The organism is Nostoc sp. (genome assembly GCF_036917315.1).
Classification (GTDB): Bacteria; Cyanobacteriota; Cyanobacteriia; order Cyanobacteriales; family Nostocaceae; genus Nostoc.
This window is the reverse complement of the sequence record NZ_JBALDR010000012.1, coordinates 22,395-41,657: the sequence shown is the minus strand read 5'-3', so window position 1 is coordinate 41,657 and position 19,263 is coordinate 22,395. Positions and strand designations below refer to the sequence as shown.

At 42.3% G+C, this 19,263-nt stretch carries 19 protein-coding genes and 4 tRNA genes; 10 read left to right on the top strand and 13 right to left on the bottom strand.

What is annotated here, in order from left to right; all coding sequences use genetic code 11:
- Nucleotides 1-30: 30 nt before the first annotated feature.
- From V7K84_RS05110 to V7K84_RS05090, 5 genes are all read right to left on the bottom strand, one after another.
- The gene (locus tag V7K84_RS05110) at nucleotides 31-2,328 is read right to left on the bottom strand and encodes a VIT domain-containing protein (RefSeq protein WP_334836774.1); all 2,298 of its coding nucleotides are present in this window, start codon (nucleotides 2,326-2,328) and stop codon (nucleotides 31-33) included.
- A 103-nt stretch (nucleotides 2,329-2,431) separates the two neighbouring features.
- Nucleotides 2,432-3,496, bottom strand: a complete 1,065-nt coding sequence (locus V7K84_RS05105; protein WP_334836773.1) for a tetratricopeptide repeat protein — start codon at nucleotides 3,494-3,496, stop codon at nucleotides 2,432-2,434.
- Nucleotides 3,497-3,560: 64 nt separating this feature from the next.
- On the bottom strand, nucleotides 3,561-4,268 hold the full coding sequence (locus tag V7K84_RS05100) for a 16S rRNA (uracil(1498)-N(3))-methyltransferase (RefSeq protein ID WP_334836772.1): 708 nt from the start codon (nucleotides 4,266-4,268) through the stop codon (nucleotides 3,561-3,563).
- A gap of 88 nt (nucleotides 4,269-4,356) precedes the next feature.
- Nucleotides 4,357-6,273, bottom strand: coding sequence for a sulfite reductase, ferredoxin dependent (gene sir / locus V7K84_RS05095; protein WP_334836771.1), 1,917 nt, complete (start codon nucleotides 6,271-6,273; stop codon nucleotides 4,357-4,359).
- 239 nt (nucleotides 6,274-6,512) lie between these two features.
- Nucleotides 6,513-7,052: a hypothetical protein gene (locus V7K84_RS05090; RefSeq protein WP_334836770.1), complete on the bottom strand. Its 540-nt coding sequence runs from the start codon at nucleotides 7,050-7,052 to the stop codon at nucleotides 6,513-6,515.
- Between the two features lie 394 nt (nucleotides 7,053-7,446).
- Here V7K84_RS05090 and V7K84_RS05085 point away from each other — a divergent pair, with 394 nt between their 5' ends.
- Nucleotides 7,447-8,388 carry an ADP-ribosylglycohydrolase family protein gene (locus tag V7K84_RS05085; RefSeq protein WP_334836769.1) on the top strand — a complete coding sequence of 314 codons (942 nt, stop codon included), beginning with the start codon at nucleotides 7,447-7,449 and terminating at the stop codon, nucleotides 8,386-8,388.
- A gap of 87 nt (nucleotides 8,389-8,475) precedes the next feature.
- On the top strand, nucleotides 8,476-9,417 hold the full coding sequence (locus tag V7K84_RS05080) for an ADP-ribosylglycohydrolase family protein (RefSeq protein ID WP_334836768.1): 942 nt from the start codon (nucleotides 8,476-8,478) through the stop codon (nucleotides 9,415-9,417).
- A gap of 157 nt (nucleotides 9,418-9,574) precedes the next feature.
- Here V7K84_RS05080 and cutA read toward each other — a convergent pair whose 3' ends face one another.
- The 4 genes from cutA to V7K84_RS05060 all read right to left on the bottom strand — a co-directional run bounded on the left by cutA (nucleotide 9,575) and on the right by V7K84_RS05060 (nucleotide 12,592).
- Nucleotides 9,575-9,907 carry a divalent-cation tolerance protein CutA gene (cutA, locus tag V7K84_RS05075; RefSeq protein WP_334836767.1) on the bottom strand — a complete coding sequence of 111 codons (333 nt, stop codon included), beginning with the start codon at nucleotides 9,905-9,907 and terminating at the stop codon, nucleotides 9,575-9,577.
- A gap of 5 nt (nucleotides 9,908-9,912) precedes the next feature.
- On the bottom strand, nucleotides 9,913-10,917 hold the full coding sequence (locus V7K84_RS05070; protein ID WP_334836766.1) for a transposase: 1,005 nt from the start codon (nucleotides 10,915-10,917) through the stop codon (nucleotides 9,913-9,915).
- A 21-nt stretch (nucleotides 10,918-10,938) separates the two neighbouring features.
- Nucleotides 10,939-11,790: a hypothetical protein gene (locus V7K84_RS05065; protein ID WP_334836765.1), complete on the bottom strand. Its 852-nt coding sequence runs from the start codon at nucleotides 11,788-11,790 to the stop codon at nucleotides 10,939-10,941.
- A 142-nt stretch (nucleotides 11,791-11,932) separates the two neighbouring features.
- Nucleotides 11,933-12,592 (bottom strand): Npun_F0813 family protein, encoded by a 660-nt coding sequence (locus tag V7K84_RS05060; RefSeq protein WP_334836764.1) that lies wholly within the window; start codon nucleotides 12,590-12,592, stop codon nucleotides 11,933-11,935.
- Between the two features lie 362 nt (nucleotides 12,593-12,954).
- Here V7K84_RS05060 and V7K84_RS05055 point away from each other — a divergent pair.
- Together V7K84_RS05055 and V7K84_RS05050 are read left to right on the top strand one after the other, a co-directional pair.
- A tRNA-Arg gene (locus V7K84_RS05055) sits at nucleotides 12,955-13,027 on the top strand.
- Between the two features lie 72 nt (nucleotides 13,028-13,099).
- Nucleotides 13,100-13,777, top strand: coding sequence for a group I intron-associated PD-(D/E)XK endonuclease (locus V7K84_RS05050; protein WP_334836763.1), 678 nt, complete (start codon nucleotides 13,100-13,102; stop codon nucleotides 13,775-13,777).
- A gap of 114 nt (nucleotides 13,778-13,891) precedes the next feature.
- Here the strand turns inward: V7K84_RS05050 and V7K84_RS05045 are convergent.
- The 4 genes from V7K84_RS05045 to V7K84_RS05030 form a co-directional block, all read right to left on the bottom strand.
- A tRNA-Thr gene (locus V7K84_RS05045) sits at nucleotides 13,892-13,963 on the bottom strand.
- Nucleotides 13,964-14,050: 87 nt separating this feature from the next.
- Nucleotides 14,051-14,136 (bottom strand) — tRNA-Tyr (locus V7K84_RS05040).
- Between the two features lie 124 nt (nucleotides 14,137-14,260).
- Nucleotides 14,261-15,235, bottom strand: a complete 975-nt coding sequence (nadA, locus tag V7K84_RS05035; protein ID WP_334836762.1) for a quinolinate synthase NadA — start codon at nucleotides 15,233-15,235, stop codon at nucleotides 14,261-14,263.
- A gap of 14 nt (nucleotides 15,236-15,249) precedes the next feature.
- Entirely contained in the window at nucleotides 15,250-15,405 is a 156-nt protein-coding gene (locus V7K84_RS05030; protein WP_163937771.1) for a hypothetical protein, read from the bottom strand.
- On the opposite strand from V7K84_RS05030, the gene V7K84_RS05025 reads away from it, so the two are divergent.
- From V7K84_RS05025 to V7K84_RS05000, 6 genes are all read left to right on the top strand, one after another.
- Nucleotides 15,385-16,305 carry a TIGR04168 family protein gene (locus V7K84_RS05025; protein WP_114084788.1) on the top strand — a complete coding sequence of 307 codons (921 nt, stop codon included), beginning with the start codon at nucleotides 15,385-15,387 and terminating at the stop codon, nucleotides 16,303-16,305. The genes V7K84_RS05030 and V7K84_RS05025 overlap by 21 nt on opposite strands.
- Before the next feature lie 131 nt (nucleotides 16,306-16,436).
- Nucleotides 16,437-16,521: transfer RNA gene (locus tag V7K84_RS05020), tRNA-Ser, on the top strand.
- A 90-nt stretch (nucleotides 16,522-16,611) separates the two neighbouring features.
- A complete protein-coding gene (locus tag V7K84_RS05015; protein ID WP_334836761.1) occupies nucleotides 16,612-16,818 on the top strand; it encodes a hypothetical protein in 207 nt (68 codons plus the stop codon).
- Between the two features lie 177 nt (nucleotides 16,819-16,995).
- A complete protein-coding gene (locus V7K84_RS05010; RefSeq protein ID WP_334836760.1) occupies nucleotides 16,996-18,288 on the top strand; it encodes a GTPase domain-containing protein in 1,293 nt (430 codons plus the stop codon).
- A 119-nt stretch (nucleotides 18,289-18,407) separates the two neighbouring features.
- Entirely contained in the window at nucleotides 18,408-18,677 is a 270-nt protein-coding gene (locus tag V7K84_RS05005; RefSeq protein ID WP_181927931.1) for a hypothetical protein, read from the top strand.
- A complete protein-coding gene (locus V7K84_RS05000; protein ID WP_334836759.1) occupies nucleotides 18,674-19,132 on the top strand; it encodes a type II toxin-antitoxin system VapC family toxin in 459 nt (152 codons plus the stop codon). Before V7K84_RS05005 ends, V7K84_RS05000 begins: the two co-directional genes overlap by 4 nt.
- Nucleotides 19,133-19,263: the final 131 nt, after the last annotated feature.

Here is a 19,263-nt window from a genome sequence, read left to right as displayed (position 1 = left end):
TAGAGACCGTAATTTTACGGTCTCTGTAGATTAGGCGTGAAGATGCAAGGTTAAGATAACTTTGCCAGTTGTAGATGGGGGAACTCTCCAAAGTAAGAGCGATCGCTTAATTTTCTCCACTACCACTGGATCTTTTAGGGTGGAGGTTTCTTCATCCAAAACTACCCGTTCTACCCGACCTTTCTTGACGGTGAACTCAAAGACGATTTCACCACTGAAGCCGGAAGGAAAGTTTAGTTGTTGAAGGTGTTGGGTTAAGTCAGCAATTTCTGTGTCATCCAAACCAGTAACACTGATGACTTCTAACTGATGGTTGATGGCTGCGTCTAATATTTCATCTTGTTCCATCTCCTCTAAATCAAAGCTCAAAGACATCTCAACTTCTTTGACTGCTGGAGACTGTGGCGATCGCTTTTGCCGGAGAAAATCGGGAGCTTCTGCTGAGGCTGGTGCTAATGGCATTGAGAGTGATATTTTACGTGCAGCCGAAGCTTTGCCAAACCTAACGGCTTTAGGCATTTCCACTGGCACTTGCATAGATAAGTATTCGCTTCCTGGTTCAACTCGCACGTCATCGCTGACAGCTACAAAAGCGGTGTATTGAGAAAGCAGTTGATAATTTAAGGCTGTTTTTGTAACTGCCTCTACACCAGCTTTGGTTTCAAAACTCACCATTTGATTCATCAAGTATTTGATGCGAGCGCGTCCCCACAACTGCGCTACAGCAACATTTCCTGTTTCTTCAAATACGAGGTGAAATGTTTTTTCATAGTGCTTACCGCCCGCAGCAATGCCGGAAATTTGCAGATTTCCGCTAGTCCTATCTTGTTTGCGACCAAACAAAACTAATGGTTGTTCGCAAAATAAATCAGGGGCTACCTTTGGGTAAATCACAGGCGATTCTGTGTCACCCTGCCAAGAGATTTGGATATTCGTGAGTACAGGATTGTTAATTTGCCTGTAAAACTTTTCGGCAACTTCTTCTGTGGGTTCATCATGACGAATAATTGTAGATATTCCCCGGCCAATTTCGGCGATGCGATTTAGTAAAAAACGGTTAACTGAACTACCAACACCAAAACTGTAAAGGCGATTTCCTGGTTGTAGATGCTGTTGTACCTCTGCCAAAATCTCATTTTCGTTGCCAATATAGCCATCGGTTAAGAGTACAACACTGCGTAATCTTCCAACTGGTGTAGGGAAATTTATCGCTGTACGAATGCCACTGAGCATTTCTGTGCTGCCATCAGCTTGTAAATTGTTAATGTAAGCGATCGCTTGGGCACGATTTTCTGGTGTATTCGGCAGAGGTTTTGGCGATAACTGTCTAACTCTATCGGAAAAATCGATAATTGTGAAAGTATCGTTAGGATTCAACCCATTAATAAATCGCCGCATCAATTCCTGACACTTTTGCAACGGATCGCCAGATTGGGAGCCGGAAGTATCCACCAAAAATACGACATCTTTGGGGACAATCTCATCAGTGGAATATTCCAAAGCTGGAATCAGATATATTGCAAAATGTCCGCCGCGATCGTCGGCTTGGTTTAATACTGTAGATTGAGTTTCCTTACCAGAAACTTGATAGCGGAGAATTAAATCTTTGTTGGGAATTGTATCTTCTCCGGCTAATTGAATCCGCACAATTTGACCTGAGTGTTCAATTTTTAATTGATGGGAAGGAGAACGCACTTCAGAAATTGGCAAACCCGCATCAATTTCGACTGTGACATTAATATTGTGACGCGATCGCATTCCTTCTAAGACTACAGATGGTGTAATGCGAGAAGCATCAGGAACTTGGTCTGTGTCACCGCTATCATCTATCGGCGTTCCCGGAATATATCTTGGCCCCACCACCATCGGGAAAACAAATTCGTAGTTTCCCGCCTCAAATTTTAAACTTTCGGTGTAACGAATTGTGACATCAATTTGTTCGCCAGGTTTGATGTTAGCCAGAGATTGGGTGAAAATGTTGTCTCGTTCCTGTTCTAGAAGTCCGGCGGTGCGTCCTTCTTGTTTTGCCTTTTCGTAGATGGCTACAGCTTCTTCACGTTTTTTTATATTACCTTTGATGATGCGATCGCCTATTTTGATTTCCATGTCATCTACCGCCGCCTCATCAGGTAACGGAAAAATATAGACTGCTTCTAAAGGCTGCGTGAAATGATTTTCAAAGCTTTGGATGACCTCAACTCGTGACAAATTACCGGCAATTTTTGCGATAACTTCTGTATGCTTGAGTGGAAAAATTACTTGCTCTCCTTGAGGAGATTGGACGTACAAACCCCCTAAATTTAGGTTTTTAGCACTTACTATATTCATAGAACACTCCTACTTGATTTGAAAACTTACTTCTTAAATTAGGTAATAAGTAACTTAATTACGGATTACGAACTTGTACTGAGCGTAGCCGAAGTATTACGAATTATTTAACAAACACCAGTCCACTATACAAATGAAAAGCTGAATCCCAATTAGTCTGTTCCCTACGAAACAGTTCGATGTGAGACTTGATATGACTCAACATTTCTGTTTGATCTAATGTTGTATCTGCAAAAGACGTGAAATCTGACCAGATTTTGACTTGAGGTAGTTGCTGGTCAATCCAACTTGATAAACTATTCCAATTAATTCTGATTGTATTTTGGCTAGCTTGAGGAATGATTTCTAAACCTTGCTGAAATTCATAGCCGTTATCATAAAGTCGGAGAATGGAACGTCTACCAGGTATGTGTAAATCACAAAACTGAGCATAGTCTTGTGTTTGAGTTTTCCATTCCAGTTTACGGCGGGCATCAACATCTACAACTTGTTCAAAAATGGGCAAAAGTCCTACTACTCTTGCTGTGACTTCTGACCAGTCAAAGGTGAGAGAACCAAGTTGATTTATTTCGTTTCGGCAAACAACAGTAGCTTGTGGGGTAGATGCTTGGAAATGTTTGACTTGATAAACTTGAATTTGCTGAATTTGCGCTATTGTTGCCCAAAAGCAAGGAATACCAGCCTGCTGTAGCTGTTTGCCATAAAATTTTAGTTCTCCTACTTGGCCAGTGCGATACAATCTCCAGCCACGACTTGGCAGTATTAATCGTGCAGTATAGGGGTCTATCTGCATAATCTGAGCAAATTTTCGAGATGCTTCTGTTTTGATCTCGGTACTGAGTGGCTCTAAGACTAGTACGCCAAGTTCGGTGTTATTTGGTTCAGATTTTGCTTGGGAAATAGCTCTTTGTCTTTCTTCTAGTTCAATTTCTTGTAGCCGTCGCAAACCTTGGCGTGCGAGCGTTACTATTTTGGCGTTCCTTGTATCTCGCAGCAGTTGCCGATAAATTTTTTCTGCATCTTGGTGCTTTTGAGATACTTCATGTAGCCGACCGAGATAATATTGTACCCAAGGATTTTCGGGTGATTCTTTTTGCAGCTGTTTGAGTAATTTAGCTGCTGTTTGATAATCTTTATGCTCAAAGGCGATCGCAACTTGCTCAATCATCACTTTAAATACACGCTGGAGTGATGTCTCACCCAAAATCACTTTTGCGTGAGCTATAAATCATTTATACTTCACAAGCTGCGGAAATCAAGGATAATGCTACTACTGGGGCTGTAACTGCTCTCAGGATGCGGCGACCAAGGGAAACAGGTTGAAATCCAGCTGACTCCGCATTTTCAATTTCTTGTGTTGTCCATCCCCCTTCTGGCCCAGTAGCAATGACAATCTCCTCAGAAATGCTACTCAGCACCTTGTTTAAATGGAGATACTCTCCACGAGCCTCACAAATGTAACGGTGACTTGTCTGATTTGCGGTGACGGCAGTATTAAAAGCAACAGGTTCTAAAATTGTCGGCACGAATGAGCGCTCTGACTGTTCGGCGGCTTCCGCAGCGATGCGCCGCCAGCGTTCGAGCTTTTGAGGACTAGGATCAAGCAAAGTGCGATCGCTCAATACTGGTGCAATACAAGTTACTCCCAACTCTGTACAACACCGCACCACTTCATCAAATCCATTGCCTTTGGGCAACGCCACCATCAGCGTAATCGATACGGGTAATTCAGTTTCTACTAAAAGTGGTTCTAAAACCTGTGCTTGTTCCCCTGTTAACTGCACTAACCACCATTTTCCCTTACCATCCATTGCAATAAAGCGATCGCCTTCACGCAAGCGCAACACGCGCCCCAAATAATGCTGCTGTTCTTTTGTAAGTAAAATTTGTCCTTGTTGGAGTTGGGAGGGTGCGATCGCAATTCTTTGCAGTTGAGACATGGGATTTGGAAATTTCAAGAATATCAAATCAAAGATGGACACAGATAAGTCCATCTGTGTCCATTCACGGTTTAATTATCTATTCGGCTTACGAAAGATTCTGGAAGTAAACCTCTAGCGCTTCAGTCACCAACTGAGTCATCGGCTTACCTTGGCTTTCTGCTACTTCCTTCAACTTGCTATAAACCTCTTCTTTCAAATTGACCCGATGGCGCGATTTGTTTGCACCATTAGCTGTTTGCGGTTCGTAGCTAGCAGCAAATTCGCGGATGGCATCAAAACCAACGCGATCGCAAAAATCACCAAACTTTTCCTTCGATTTCCGAGATTTCTTAAAGTAAACAAAAATTGGCTCTAAGAATATTTCTAAGTCATTGTGGTGAAGTTTCTCTGTGTAAGGTTGTGCCAGTCGAGTCTGATTTGGCGAACCGCCTAACCATAGTTGGTAAGATTCTGGAGCGCTACCGACAAAGGCCAATTCTGCTAGGTAGGGACGAGCGCAGCCATTGGGACATCCTGTCATCCGTACCACAAAATGTTCTTTTTGTAAACCTACTTTATCTAAAAGAGCGCGAACCCGCTCCAAAATGCCTGGTATTGCCCGTTCTGATTCCGTGATTGCCAAGCCGCAAGTGGGCAAAGCCGGACAAGCCATTGCATACCGCACTAAAGGTTCGATTTTACTAGGGTCGTCTACGATACCGTGACGGCTGAGAATGTCTTGAATAGCTTCCTTGCTATCTGGTTCGATATCGTAAAAAATCAGGTTGTGGTTGGCTGTCAGACGGATGGACAAGTTGAACTGTTTAACAATTTCCCGCAAAGCGGTTTTCAGTTGAAACGAACCTTCATCTTTGATTCGACCATTGTCAATGGAAATTCCTAAAAATAGCTTGCCATCCCCTTGTTCATTCCAGCCGAGGAAGTCGTAATATTTAAACTCTGGCAGTGGTTTGAAGGCTTCGATTGGTTTACCGAAATATTCTTCAACTTGAGTGCGGAATTTATCTACGCCCCAATCGTTGATTAAATATTTTAATCTGGCATGACGACGATCAGTGCGATCGCCATAATCTCTCTGGGTCGCAACAATCGCTTTCACAATGTCGTAAACGTCATCCTTTGCCACATAACCGATGGGGTCTGCTAACCTAGCGAAAGTTTCTTCTTTACCGTGGGTTCTACCTAAACCACCACCAGCAAAAATATTAAATCCTTCTAATTGCTTCTTCTTATTGGTAATCACTACCAACGTCAGGTCTTGGGAATACAAATCAATCGAATTATCCCCTGGCACCGTTACGCAAATTTTAAACTTGCGGGGCATATAGTACGTGCCATAAATCGGTTCTTCGTTGTCATGGATAATTGTGCCATTTCCATTGCGTTGTCGCGCCGCCTTCACCTCTGGGTTCTCTTCAGCACTAATTGCTTTTTCCCCATCTAACCAAATTTCATAATAAGCGCCTGTTTGCGCTGTCAGCAAGTCAGCAATATTCTGGGCATACTCCCAAGCATACTGATACTCTGGGCGATTCTTAAAAGGGGCTGGTGGTGCCATCACGTTGCGGTTGATGTCGCCGCAAGCTCCCAAAGTTGAACCCAGATTATTGACAATTGTGGCAATTGCTGACTTAAGATTCTTCTTTAAAATACCGTGCAGTTGGAAACCTTGACGGGTTGTTGCTCGTAACGTGTGGTTGCCATACTCATCAGCTATTTTATCTAAAGCCAGATACAGCTGCGGCGGCACTAAACCACCCGGATTTTTTGTCCGCAGCATAAACTGGTAATCTTTTTCCTGTCCCTTGGTGCGGTTGTCGCGGTTATCCTGCTGGTAAGAACCGTGAAACTTCAAAAGCTGTACCGCATTTTCGGTAAAATGGGTAGTGTCTTGAAGAATTTCAGTTGCTACAGGTTCGCGCAAAAAATTACTATTTTCCTTGATTCCTTCTACTTTGGAAGGCTTACGGGTTGCGATGGGGGAAGGAGCAGATTTAACCATTAGACTTGTATAGTATTCTCAATAAAGCATTAGTAGACGCCGAATCAGCACCCTTCGGCTACTTGATCCCCGGTAATCCGGCCGGAATAATGAGGAATATTTTAATTTTACCACGGCAAAAGCTGGCTTTGTCAGTGATGTAACACTTAACAAAACCAGCTTTTAGGAGTAGTGAGTTTTGTGTGCTGAGTCCTGAGTACTTAAGTAAAGTATAGAGCGAATAAGGACTCAATAATCTTTTATTTGAAGCGATAACCGATACCACCATTGATGCTAACAGCAGAAGCATCGCTATTTTGATAAGCACCAAGTCCTACTTTGGCATTAGTGTAGACGAGGAAGTTATTAGCAACTTCCGATTCAACACCAGCACCTACCACTACTGAATCTTTGTTACCTATAGGAGTTGGTGAGCCATCTTTCTCTACAAAAGAATAACCACCAGTTAAATAGGCATTAGTTCTATTAGCGATGGGCACATCCACAGAAAGTTCTGGGATAATGGCACTTGTCTTATCACTCCAGAGGACATTACCGCGTGCAGAAAATGGCGTAGTTCCTAATTTCACACGGCCTGTAACATTACCACCAAATGTGGCATCATCGTTGATACCTTGTCCGCCACTGGTAACGCCAGCTGCAACACCAGCACCAACATAGCTAGCATCAGTACCCTTTTTAGTTTCAGCAGAAGCTTGACCAGCTGATAGGAAAAAAGGAGCAACTATTAAGGAAGACAATGCAGAAATTGTCACGAAAGACTTGAGTAAGCGGTTCATAATTTTTACCAAACTTTGTATTTTTTACTTGTATATTCCAGGTCGAAAATAAAGTGATAATGTTCCAAATGATTCCCAAATTTTATTAAAAAAGTGTTGTTGTTAATGTATAACGCTTACAGGATAACTATCCCTTAAATTGATAAAGAAGCTGTTATAATTACATCTCAATGTCTTTCCATTCTGGCTGTTTGTTCCCCCGATAGACGCTTTTAAAACTGTCACAATATTTGGAACTAAAACTAAGTCGGGATATGGTAAATAAAATACCCGATTAATAATTTTTGCCGAGCTTTTCACAGATGATGAAAAAGTAGGCTGTAACATCTGTTGCAACAAGCTATAGAGGAAATCTATAAAGTTAATTTTGAGCAATTCTCGTGGAGATTGAATAATGCTAACCGCTGCAAAAACGTTGTCTGGTTTGATGGGTTTATGTGTCGGTGATGCGTTGGGTGTACCAGTGGAGTTTACTAGCCGTGCTGAACGAGTAAAATCTCCAGTGACAACGATGTTGGGTTATGGCACATGGAATCAACCACCAGGAACTTGGTCAGATGACAGTTCCTTAAGCTTTTGCTTGGCAGAGTGCCTTTGTAGGGGGTATTCTTTGGATGCTATAGCCAATTCCTTCTGGCGTTGGTACAAGGAGGCTTACTGGACTCCCCGTGGCGATGTCTTTGATATTGGTCAAACTACCCACACAGCAATTATGCGCCTGAAACAGGGAGTTGTTCCCCATCAGGCGGGTGGTAAGGTTGAAAATAGTAATGGCAATGGTTCGTTGATGAGAATCTTGCCAATGGCTTATTGTCACAGAAACTTCACTTTAGGCGAATTGTTGGCGCGGGTTCATGATGTTTCGGCGATTACCCATGCTCATGCGCGATCGCAAATGGCCTGTGGCATTTATATTAGTATTGCAGTGGCGCTTTTAGAAGGGGCTGACCCTCAAACAGCTTATTTACAAGGATTGCAAGATATCCAAACAATTTATTCTGTTCGAGAATTTTTATTAGAAAAGCGGCATTTTGGCAGAGTTTTCAGTGGTGAGATTGCAAAGATACCAGTAGAAGAGATTAATTCTGGTGGCTATGTGATTGATACCTTAGAATCATGCCTGTGGTGTTTATTAAATAGCTCATCTTATTCTGAGGCGGTACTGAAAGCTGTCAACTTAGGCGGAGATAGCGATACTACCGCCGCCGTCACCGGTGGATTAGCGGGAATTTACTACGGCGTGGAAAATATTCCCAAACAATGGATGAACCAAATTGCTCGTAGACAGGACATTATTTACTTAGCAGAGCGTTTTGCAAGGGCTGTTTACAGTTAATTTTGAGTTAAAAATTATACTAAGCATTTAAACAGCGGCTTTTCGCAAGTAAAATCAGTGGTAGAAAAGTTTCATACTGGTTGAACAATGCTAACCGCTGCAAAAACGTTGTCTGGTTTGATGGGTTTATGTGTTGGTGATGCATTGGGTGTACCAGTGGAGTTCACCAGCCGCGCTGAACGAGTAAAATCTCCAGTCATCTCGATGCTGGGTTATGGAACTTGGGATGTTCCTGCTGGTACATGGTCAGATGATAGTTCGCTGACCTTTTGCTTGGCAGAATGTCTTTGTGAGGGATTTTCGCTGGATGCGATTGCTAATTCTTTCTGGCGTTGGTATCACGAAAGTTACTGGACTGCTCAAGGCGAAGTATTTGATATCGGTAACACCACATTTTTAGCAATTGTCAACTGGAAACAAGGAACTCCGCCCGTGAAAGCAGGTGGTACTAGTGAAAATAGTAATGGCAATGGTTCTCTGATGAGAATCTTACCGATGGCTTATTGTCACAAAAGTTTAACTCTGGATGAATTGATTGCGCGGGTACATCAAGTTTCTTCCATTACCCACGCTCATCTCCGTTCTCAAATGGCCTGCGGCATTTATATTAGTATTGCAGTGGCGCTCTTGGAAGGGGCTGACCTCCAAACAGCTTATCTACAAGGATTGCAAGACATCCAAACAATTTATTCTGCCCAACAATTTTTGTTAGAGAAGCCGCATTTTAGCAGAGTTTTCAGTGGTGAGATTGCCAAGTTACCAGTAGAAGAGATTAATTCTGGTGGCTATGTGATTGATACCTTAGAATCATCCTTGTGGTGCTTGTTAAATAGTTCGTCTTATTCTGAAGCGGTGTTGAAAGCTGTCAACTTAGGCGGAGATACCGATACTACTGCTGCTGTCACCGGTGGGTTAGCGGGAATTTATTACGGCGTGGAAAATATTCCCAAACAATGGATAAACCAAATTGCTCGTAGACAAGACATTATCTACTTGGCAGAGCGTTTTGCAAGGGCTGTTTACGCTTAGTACAACATTTCATTAATTCTTTGCGTCCCTCTGCGCTTACCTCTGCGCTCCTTTGCGTTTAAATTTCAACCCTCAATTCGCCACAATTTTACGCAAAGCTGTACTTAGAGTTAGTAGTTGAGAGTAAAGAGTGAGGAGTTATAAAAATCCTAAATCTTTACTCTTTACTTTTAACTTGCTGAGAAATCCACTGCAAGTAAGCTTGAGAACCGGCAACAATTGGTAAAGCAATAATTTCTAGCACTTCATAGGAGTGCAATTCCTTAATTTTGGCCTCCATTGCCGGAAATTGCGCCAAATCAGTTTTAATCAGTAATTGCCATTCTTGCTCTTTATGCAGTTCCCCTTGCCAGGTGTAAATTGAGTGGATTGGTAACAGACTCACACAAGCAGCGAGTTTAGCTTCAACAAGGGCATTTGCAATTGCTTCTGCCTCCTGTATGTTGCCAGCTGTCACCAATACCACACCATAGCCAGCAGGTGTCTCCATGACCTCTAAACCGTCGCAGACAAAGAATAGACCTGACCATCAATCAGCAGCCGTGTAATGCCCTTAGCTTGCAAATGAGTCCGAGCCTTATGGAGCATTTTACTATCAGGAACTTTAATCACGCGATCGCGCTTTGTAGAAAAACGCTTGGCAACGCGATGGTTATCAAACACCGGCAGAGTTCTTTGCTGAGTTTCCAGGCTGGGAATTTGCCCCAAGTCACCAAAGTCTTTCAGAGGACGGGTAATTAATTCCGAGGAACGGTCAATTACCAAGTAGCAAGTTTTGGGCAAATTGGCTATCGACAGTGGTAAAACTTCAACTGATGCTTCACCTGGTCTGCGTTTTGTGACTAAAGGTCTTTGCTCATCCAGGTCATCGTCATCAAAGTCTTCTTCCTCAAAGTCGTCATCCTCTAAATCATCATCTTCTAAATCGTCCAAATCCTCGGATTCGTCGAGCAAATCATCGCCCAGCATGTGCGCGATGACCGCCGCTCCTGGATGTTCATTCTTTAGCGGTGGGATAGGAATGCTGACTATTTCCGGCGGCTTTGGCTCTGGAGTTTCTAATTTCTCAGATGTGACTCGGAGTTTCGGTTTTTCCGCCGCTGAGGGACGACGCCGCACCCGTCTACTAGCGGCGATTGACTCCGCCGTTTCCTCTGAGTAAAGTTCCTGCTCTACACGAATTACCCGACGTGGTAGTGGCTCAACCTTTGGCACTTCCAAGGGTGGGCTTTCAATGGGTGGAACTTCTATCTCCGGCTCAGGTTGAGTCAGCAGTGGTAACTGCTCGTAGCTAACCTGTGCCCTACCCTCAGGAGTTCTCGCAGCCCGCTTTAAAGAGACTAAGTATTCATACTCATCCTCTGGCAAAGTACTTTTGAGTAGGCGACTAATTGTCGAGTTACTCACACCGTAGCGGTCTGCCAAAGTTGAGGTTGTTTCCGCAGTCTCTCGATATAACTTCAGAATTTCTTGCTTGTCAGAGTCTGTTAATTTTCTCACGGTAGATACCAAAAATCCTTACTAAGCTCGTTTTCTTGTGCTGGTACGCCGCGTTCGTCTTAGTGATGCGTCATATTCTAAGGCAGCGCCCATACCAAATAACACTCCACTAAACACCCAAAACACTTCTAATATCTCTCCACTTTGATAATTGGGGCCTTGGGCGTATTTAAACCACATATCTGCAATGTAAAGCGAAAAGGCCGCCGCTGCAATCATTCGCCAAGACTGGGAAACTCTTCCTCCCCAAAAGGCTAATAACAGAGTGGTAGCAATAATTAACAGAACCACATCGCTAACTACGTAAAACCAGTTCAAAATAGCGACTAGCAGTTCCGTGGATGTTTCCTGTTGCATAGAAATCCACCATGCCAACAAACTACCGAATACTGCAATTGCTAACACAATTAGCCACTGCCATTTTTCCAGATTGATTCGCCTGGAAGCCACAGCTAAAATCATGCCTGCGCCAAGTAATAGATAAGTCAGTACAAAAAATATATCGCCTACAGACACATCCGGTTCATCTTTTAAAACTATTTCGGTATAGCCGAAAATTATCCCCCCAACGAAATAAGAAAGCATACCTAGCCCAATTAAGAGCCAAACATTCCGACCACTGACGATTTGTGGACTCAGCCAGTTCCTCAAGCATAAGATACTGGCAGCCAAATAAGCTAAAGCTTCAAAAATATTTGTGCCAATCACATACCACTCAGCCCGGCTTTCTATGCCATCGGCTCCGGGAACTTTGGCACTAAACAACAAAAAGTATAGCAGTGCCAGTACAGCCCAGCCAATATTAGCTAAGACAATGTTCTGAGTGTTGAAAATAGATTTAGAAAGGAACGAATTCTCGTAAGAGTTATTCATAGGACAAGACTTATGTAGATGCACTCTGGCAGTATTTTGAGTTAAAGGAATGTATATCTAGCAGTGTGTCTGCCAAGTAGTACACAATCGGACACCAAAAGCAAGTTGCCAGTGGCCGGAATTTTCTGAAAAAATTTCCATGCTACTGCCATAGTTTACCCAGTGGCGATTGATTTAGCCAATTGATAAACAGCGCTCGCTCGGCTTCTGGCATATCTTCTAGCTTATAAATCACTTGTTTGGTAAAATTACCATTGCCAAAATAGGCTTTTCCTAATCGATGCAGTTCTTGTAACAGAATAACCACATGATTTTCTTGCCAATCAGGTATTTTGGCTACCGGCAAAGGATTAGTAGACACCAAATATTTAACCGCTTCTAGAGAAGACGCTTGAGGAAATTGCTTCTGCTGTAATACTTCGGCAATATCTTTTTCAAATAATGCAACTTGCCTAGCACCTAAAAACTCTTCAATATCGATAGAAACACCTTGTAACAGCAAAATACTGGCTTGGATTAAAATCGCCGTTTTGCCATGACCACCTGTGTCACTATCCAGCTGCTCTAAACGGATTTTGCCCCAAACACTAAAGCGTTCCGGTTCCTCCAGCAAAACACAGGCTTTACCTCGGTTATCCGTTAATTCTCTCCATAAGGCTCTAGCTTCTTCTTCTTGACTAGCTTTGAAAACACTAATCAAGCGAAAAGTTTGCCCTTGATAACTGAGAATCGGCACTTGCTGATCCTTTTTTGGGTGCTGAATGCTTGATATTTCAACATCCTGCCGTTTGAGAATAAACATGGCACTAGCAAATAACTCCTCACAGGGGCACTCTTAATATGGAATATATAATGGCATTTGGCAGTATCGCCAAGGCTGAAATTACCTAGCATACTGTAGGAATGAGCCTAGCGATCGCCAGATCCTTCCCGAAGGTAGCCGCCCAGAGGACGTTAGCGCTAACGGGCAAATAACCCCTTGACAACACAATATATCTAAACCAATACCCCATCTGTTTCGTTTTCGATGTAGATTGCACTAACTAGCGACTAGCATCTTAGCCTTGCTAGTGGTAAATCTGCAATTTTCGATTGCTTCTTGGTACGTGAAGACGATATAATAGTGCAGGCAGGTGACTCCTTTGGGAGCCATTATTTTGTTTTGGGCGCGTAGCTCAGTGGATAGAGCCACGGATTTCTAATCCGTTGGTCGCAGGTTCGAACCCTGCCGCGCTCGTTTTAACTTGATACGAACTCTAAAGAAGCCTTTTCATGGTAGTTTACCAAATAGGCTTGAGAGTTCATATAAATGCACCACACAAAAGATAAGGGCGATCTAGCAGCTGCTAAAGTGATAGCAGATTTAGTCGAGAAAGAATATTCGGTTTTTGTACCAGTAGTAACTGAACATGCACCCTTTGATTTGATTGCCTACAAAAATGGCAAATGTTACAGAATTCAAGCTAAATACAGTTGTGATGGCACACTGAAAAATAAAAGCAATTGGGCAGACAAGAATGGTTGTCATGAGAAAAAGTACAAATCTGATGACTTTGATTTCTATGGCCTTTATTTGCCAGATATAAACAAAGTAGTTTATCCATCAATCAAGTTTGGTGGTTGCGGTATCAGGACAACGCCGCCTAAATCACCCAATCCTTTTTATTGGTGGGAAGATTTTACAGATTTAACTGAAGTAGCACTTAAACGAACCTATAAGGAGTTTGGCGTTGACTTAACAACTAGAAAGGTTAACCCAGACTCTAGAATTCATACCAGAAAAGTTGAAAGACCATCAAAAGAAGAACTAGGAAAACTAGTTTGGGAAAAGCCAACCGCACAAATTGGGAGAGACTTTGGCGTATCTGATAAGGCTGTAGAAAAATGGTGTAAGGCTTATGGGGTAGAAAAGCCACCTAGAGGATATTGGGTTAAGAAAGCTTATGGAAAAGTACAAGGACAGTTAATAACCCATGAGGAAGGTTGAACTAGTGAAAATCATAGCCAAAAATACAATTAAAAGACCCAATTATTGAACTTCAGAGTCTCTTATAATGTATAAAACCTTTGATTTAATGTTAATACAATTGTAAATCTAAAAAGCCCGTGACGAGGATTGAACTCGTGACCTCACCCTTACCAAGGGTGTGCTCTACCACTGAGCCACACGGGCAAAAGATAACTTCGGTTTTTTAGTTGTAAGTTACAATGCTGGGAGCTTTGCTCTTAACCCAGTCATTATAACTTATAACTTCGTAAGTGGTGGGCCGGGCTGGATTTGAACCAGCGTAGGCGCAAGCCAACGGATTTACAGTCCGTCTCCATTAACCACTCGGACACCGACCCGATTTGTCTCACGATTTAAAATCTTAGCACCATGTTTTATAAATAGCAAGTGATTAGAAAAAATAACTTGCAGGTAGAGATCGCAACAAAACTGCGTCTCTACCATCTGTATAAAAAATACTGCTTACACGCTCATTTCCAGCATTCGTTGCATTGGTCGCAGTGCAGCAAGGCGAATATCCTCTGACATGGTAATTTCGGGAGTGCGATTTTTCATTGCCCAGTAGAGCTTTTCTAGGGTGTTTAACCGCATAAACGGACATTCGTTACAAGCACAATTATTCATCGGTGGGGCAGGGATGAAGTGCTTGTCAGGAGCTAATTTTTGCATTTGGTGAATGATTCCCGGCTCCGTAGCAACGATAAATTCTTTGGTGGGACTGCTTTGACAATACTTGAGTAAGGCGGCTGTAGAGCCAATAAAGCTGGCGTGCCGCAATACACTACTTTCACATTCTGGGTGTGCGATCGCCTCTGCTTCGGGATGGGCAATTTTTAGCTGGACAATTTTCTTTTCCGAGAAGGTTTCATGGACAACACAGCTACCTTGCCATAGCACCAAATCTCGTCCCGTCTGTTCCATGACATACCGCCCTAAATTCCGATCGGGGGCAAAAATAATCGGCTGTTCCTTCGGTATCTGTTGCACAATTTTCACAGCGTTGGAGCTAGTACAAATAATATCGCTCATCGCCTTGATATCAGCAGAACAGTTGATGTAAGATACCACTAGATGATCTGGATGCGCTGCCTTGAAAGCGGCAAATTCGTCTGGTGGACAACTGTCTGCTAAAGAACAACCAGCATTCAAATCTGGTAAAAGTACTAATTTATCGGGATTAAGTATCTTTGCTGTTTCTGCCATGAAGTGAACACCAGCAAAGACAATTACATCCGCATTGGTTTTTTCGGCGGCTCTTGCTAGTTGTAATGAATCCCCAATAAAGTCGGCAATATCCTGAATATCTGGCTCTTGATAATAATGCGCCAGGATAACGGCGTTGAGTTCTTTTTTGAGACTCTGAATCGCGGCAAACAAATCTAGTGGTAGTTCACCCAGTTGGGTGTTTTCTCGTTGAGCTAGTGCAGTGGTAAACACAGTTTAGGGGTGCTTTATGTTGCAAATGTATGTCCTGTGGATTCAATTATAGTAGTTTTTACCAAAAATAGTGGACGGTTGATATTTTGGGGTTGTGTCCAAATCGGGCTGAGTTTCATATCCTGGAGATAGACGGCAAGGAAAGTGGCATGACCAGTCAGAAAACTCAATCGATAAACCTCAAAATTGCTGTAGTTGGAGATATTCACGACCAATGGGAAGTGGAAGATGGCGTTGCACTCAAGCATTTGGGTGTTGACTTAGTGCTGTTTGTCGGGGATTTTGGCAACGAGTCGGTGGAAGTGGTCAGAGCGATCGCATCTCTCGATATTCCCAAAGCAGCCGTGATGGGCAACCACGATGCCTGGTACACCGCCACCGAATGGGGACGCAAAAAGGCTCCTTATGACCGCTCTAAGGAAGACTGGGTACAGGAACAACTCGATTTATTAGGTTCGTCCCATGTCGGTTACGGTAAGTTGGATTTTCCCGCTTGGAATTTAACTGTAGTGGGGGGTCGTCCCTTTACTTGGGGTGGCCCAGAGTGGAAATTCGCGGAAATCTGTAAAGAACGTTACGGTGTGACGAGTTTGGAAGAATCCGCCGATCGCATCTTCAAAGCTGTTAAAAGCGCCGCTTACGAGACAATTATATTTTTGGGTCACAATGGGCCTAGTGGGTTAGGCGATCGCCCCGAAGACCCCTGCGGCAAAGACTGGCATCCAATTGGCGGCGACTTTGGCGATCCAGATTTAGGCGAGGCGATTTCTCAAGCCTTGACTGCTGGTAAAACCATTCCTCTGGTGACATTTGGTCACATGCACCGAGATTTACGCCATACCAAGAAGGTGCAGCGCAAGCCCATCTTTAGAAGTCCAGAGGGGACAATTTACTTAAATGCGGCTAGTGTCCCCAGGATTGTGGAAAATGACGGCGAGAAGTTGCGTAATTTTTCCATTGTCACCCTAGAGGCGGGTGTGGTTTCGCAAGTTTCCCTAGTTTGGGTGGGGAATGACTTTCAGGTGGCTAAGGGGGAAATTTTGTACGAGCGATCGCGTATTGTGTCGTAGACATTCGCATCCAGTAGTGCAATCTGCGTAAATAATAGGGTATAGTATTATCTGTCAAGTTTAGTGCTGACTAACAAAAGCGCCTGAATAGCGTCTAAAACTAGGATCAGCACAAGTTTGACAGATTTACTGGAGAGGTGGCAGAGTGGTCGATTGCGTCCGACTTGAAATCGGATGAGGCTAAAACCTCCGGGAGTTCGAATCTCCCCCTCTCCGTTGAATGAATGTTGTTATCAAGTAGTACACCTGTTTTGCATCTACAATATATCCAACATAGATGCAAAAACAGTATTTGATTAACTACTGATGAAAAATCTAAATATTAAAGAAGAAGCCCGCAAATTGATTGACAAGTTGCCAGAAAATTCCACATGGGATGATTTGATGTACCAAATTTATGTTCGGCAAACCGTTGAAGCTGGACTAGAGGATAGCAAAGCTAGTAATGTTATTTCTGTACAAGAAGTACAGGAAAAATTTGGATTACCAGAGTTAGTAAAAAAATCTCTTTAAAATAAATCTCTACATCAAAACTTTAAAAAACTATCCTTAATACTGTAAAAACCCTTTTATCCCACAAATAATTTATAGACAATTTTAGTAATCCTACGATTCTCATTAACATTACGTTCTAATTAGATTGTATACAAGTACATCAACACTGTACCTATTGTATAGGATTAATTTACCATGAGTAGCACAAATCAAGTTTTTGACGAAGCGTATAAGCAAGTTATTACTCTGAAAGGGCAATGTAATATTTTGGTTATAGGAAAAACTGGTGTTGGGAAAAGTACACTAATCAATGCTCTCTTTGGAAATAATTTAGCAAAAGCTAACACAGGTAATCCAGTAACTAAAAATATCACAAAATACACTACAGCAAAATCTCCTGTTACAGTTTATGACTCTCCAGGGCTTGAACTTTCTAGTAGTAACCCGTTTACTCAAATCTTTTTTGATCATAATAGACAAGTAAAAAAAGATATCTCTCAACTAATTGATACGCAAAGTAAGCTGGCACCAAAAGAACACATTCATGTTATTTGGTACTGTATAAATAATGCAGCAGATAGAATTGAAAAAGTTGAAGAAGACTGGGTAAAACAACTCGGTTCTCAAGGGTTATCTGTTATTGTTGTCCTGACTAAAGCTTCACAAAAAGCGAATGAAAACTTAAAAAGGTACTTAAGAAAGCTACCTATTAGGTATATTATTCCTATTTTGGCCAAACCACAACAAATGGCTAATAACTATACTATGGAAGCACGGGGTTTGGATGTATTAGCTAATAAAACTGCTAGCCTCCTCCCAGATGTAGCTAGATTAGCATTTACTACTGCAATCAAAAATCTGGGTTCAAAAGCACATATAGCAGCCTTCTGGCTAATTCATAGCTATATACCAAGTGCATTTTTTAGCTCGTTTATACTGTCTCTTCCGCTCATTGGGTCAAAGGGAAGCACAGCAGTAATACAAATGGGAATGCTTGCCCACATATCCAGTTTATTTGAATGCAAGTTTGACTTAAAATTTATCGGTATGTTGTTCTTTGCAGCTAATGGAATACCTCTAGAATTTGGTGTTGAAGAAATTTTAAATGTTGAGTCTGTAAAAGAATTTCTCCAATTAGATTCTTTTGAAGAAATTGTAAAGCATGGTTTAAATAAGTTCACAGAAAGTATACCTTCTTTAGTTCATACATTACCAGCCGGAATTCCTGTTTTGGGTGGAGCAATTGCTGGTTCATCAGCAGCAGTATCTACGCTTGTCATTGGTCTTGCTTACATAGATATACTCAAAGAACTTTACAAAAAAGCAGAATTTGATACAGAAAAAATGTCTCTCTCTGAACTGGGGTTATCTATATCTGAACTTAGAAAAATGCTACGTGAGAGAGTTGAATATTATGCAAAAAATCTTTGGGAAGTCTTGGATTTACTCTTACTTGTTAGTAACGGCAAGTTTGCAGTATCTCCCTAATTAACATCGGTTCTGATATTGGCGATCGCACCCACAAACTAAAGGTGATCGCTCCCTAACCTCTCCCCCTACTGCCATCGTGCTACCATTACCAATAAATTCTTTTGGGAGGTCAATCAATGGCTACCATTCATGCGCTCAATATACCTGATGAGTTATACGAACAACTCCAACACTTAGCTAAAGCTGAAAATAACTCAATTGATGCTCAAGTTATTACAATCTTGCAGAACGCTTTGCAGGCAAAAACACAGCCAACGGAAGAGGAAAGGCGAAAAAATGTCCCAAAGCTCCTAGAGGAAATTAGTCGCCGTCGCCGCCGCTTGAATCCAGCAGACTTTGGATTACCTGATAGTACTGAATTAATTCGAGAAGACCGCGATAGATGAGCAATCCTCTTAGATGCGTGGTAGATACCAGTGTGTGCATCAAGTATTTTATTGCTGACCCACTAACTGCCAAAGTTAATCAACTCTTCGGTCATCTCGCCAATCCACAGACAGAAATTTTTGTTCCAGACCTTTTTTACATTGAGTGTGCTAACACGTTCTGGAAGTATGTCCGTGCAAGGATGTACACTGCTGCTGAGGTTCAGACAGATTTAGCTACTCTGAAAGCTTTTCCGTTGCGTGTTGTTTCAACGGCTGACTTGATGGCGGATGCAGTTGCGATCGCATTAAATTATAAAATCTCCGCCTACGATGGCTCTTATGTCGCACTTTCACAGCAGGTAGGTGCTACTTTGCTGACTCTCGACGGCAAGCTGGTGAAAGCTTTAGCGGCTTCGTCTTACAATGTTTGCTCGTTTAATGACTTCGAGGTTCCGCCGTTGGAGTCAATGTAGAAGCGATCGCCTTTCCTCACTATATAGATGAGGCTAAACAAATTGATACAAACTCTAAATTGTGGGAAATTGAATTTTTCTCACCGATTTACTTAGTTGCAATAAAATTAGTTTGTAAAGCAGGGAATAAA

Excerpts from the sequence above, each read along its gene's own strand:
- V7K84_RS05110 (WP_334836774.1), bottom strand. The coding sequence starts at position 2,328 with ATGAATATAGTAAGTGCTAAAAACCTAAATTTAGGGGGTTTGTACGTC.
- V7K84_RS05105 (WP_334836773.1), bottom strand. The coding sequence starts at position 3,496 with ATGATTGAGCAAGTTGCGATCGCCTTTGAGCATAAAGATTATCAAACA.
- V7K84_RS05100 (WP_334836772.1), bottom strand. The coding sequence starts at position 4,268 with ATGTCTCAACTGCAAAGAATTGCGATCGCACCCTCCCAACTCCAACAA.
- sir (WP_334836771.1), bottom strand. The coding sequence starts at position 6,273 with ATGGTTAAATCTGCTCCTTCCCCCATCGCAACCCGTAAGCCTTCCAAA.
- V7K84_RS05090 (WP_334836770.1), bottom strand. The coding sequence starts at position 7,052 with ATGAACCGCTTACTCAAGTCTTTCGTGACAATTTCTGCATTGTCTTCC.
- V7K84_RS05085 (WP_334836769.1), top strand. The coding sequence starts at position 7,447 with ATGCTAACCGCTGCAAAAACGTTGTCTGGTTTGATGGGTTTATGTGTC.
- V7K84_RS05080 (WP_334836768.1), top strand. The coding sequence starts at position 8,476 with ATGCTAACCGCTGCAAAAACGTTGTCTGGTTTGATGGGTTTATGTGTT.
- cutA (WP_334836767.1), bottom strand. The coding sequence starts at position 9,907 with ATGGAGACACCTGCTGGCTATGGTGTGGTATTGGTGACAGCTGGCAAC.
- V7K84_RS05065 (WP_334836765.1), bottom strand. The coding sequence starts at position 11,790 with ATGAATAACTCTTACGAGAATTCGTTCCTTTCTAAATCTATTTTCAAC.
- V7K84_RS05060 (WP_334836764.1), bottom strand. The coding sequence starts at position 12,592 with ATGTTTATTCTCAAACGGCAGGATGTTGAAATATCAAGCATTCAGCAC.
- V7K84_RS05050 (WP_334836763.1), top strand. The coding sequence starts at position 13,100 with ATGCACCACACAAAAGATAAGGGCGATCTAGCAGCTGCTAAAGTGATA.
- V7K84_RS05025 (WP_114084788.1), top strand. The coding sequence starts at position 15,385 with ATGACCAGTCAGAAAACTCAATCGATAAACCTCAAAATTGCTGTAGTT.
- V7K84_RS05015 (WP_334836761.1), top strand. The coding sequence starts at position 16,612 with ATGAAAAATCTAAATATTAAAGAAGAAGCCCGCAAATTGATTGACAAG.
- V7K84_RS05010 (WP_334836760.1), top strand. The coding sequence starts at position 16,996 with ATGAGTAGCACAAATCAAGTTTTTGACGAAGCGTATAAGCAAGTTATT.
- V7K84_RS05005 (WP_181927931.1), top strand. The coding sequence starts at position 18,408 with ATGGCTACCATTCATGCGCTCAATATACCTGATGAGTTATACGAACAA.
- V7K84_RS05000 (WP_334836759.1), top strand. The coding sequence starts at position 18,674 with ATGAGCAATCCTCTTAGATGCGTGGTAGATACCAGTGTGTGCATCAAG.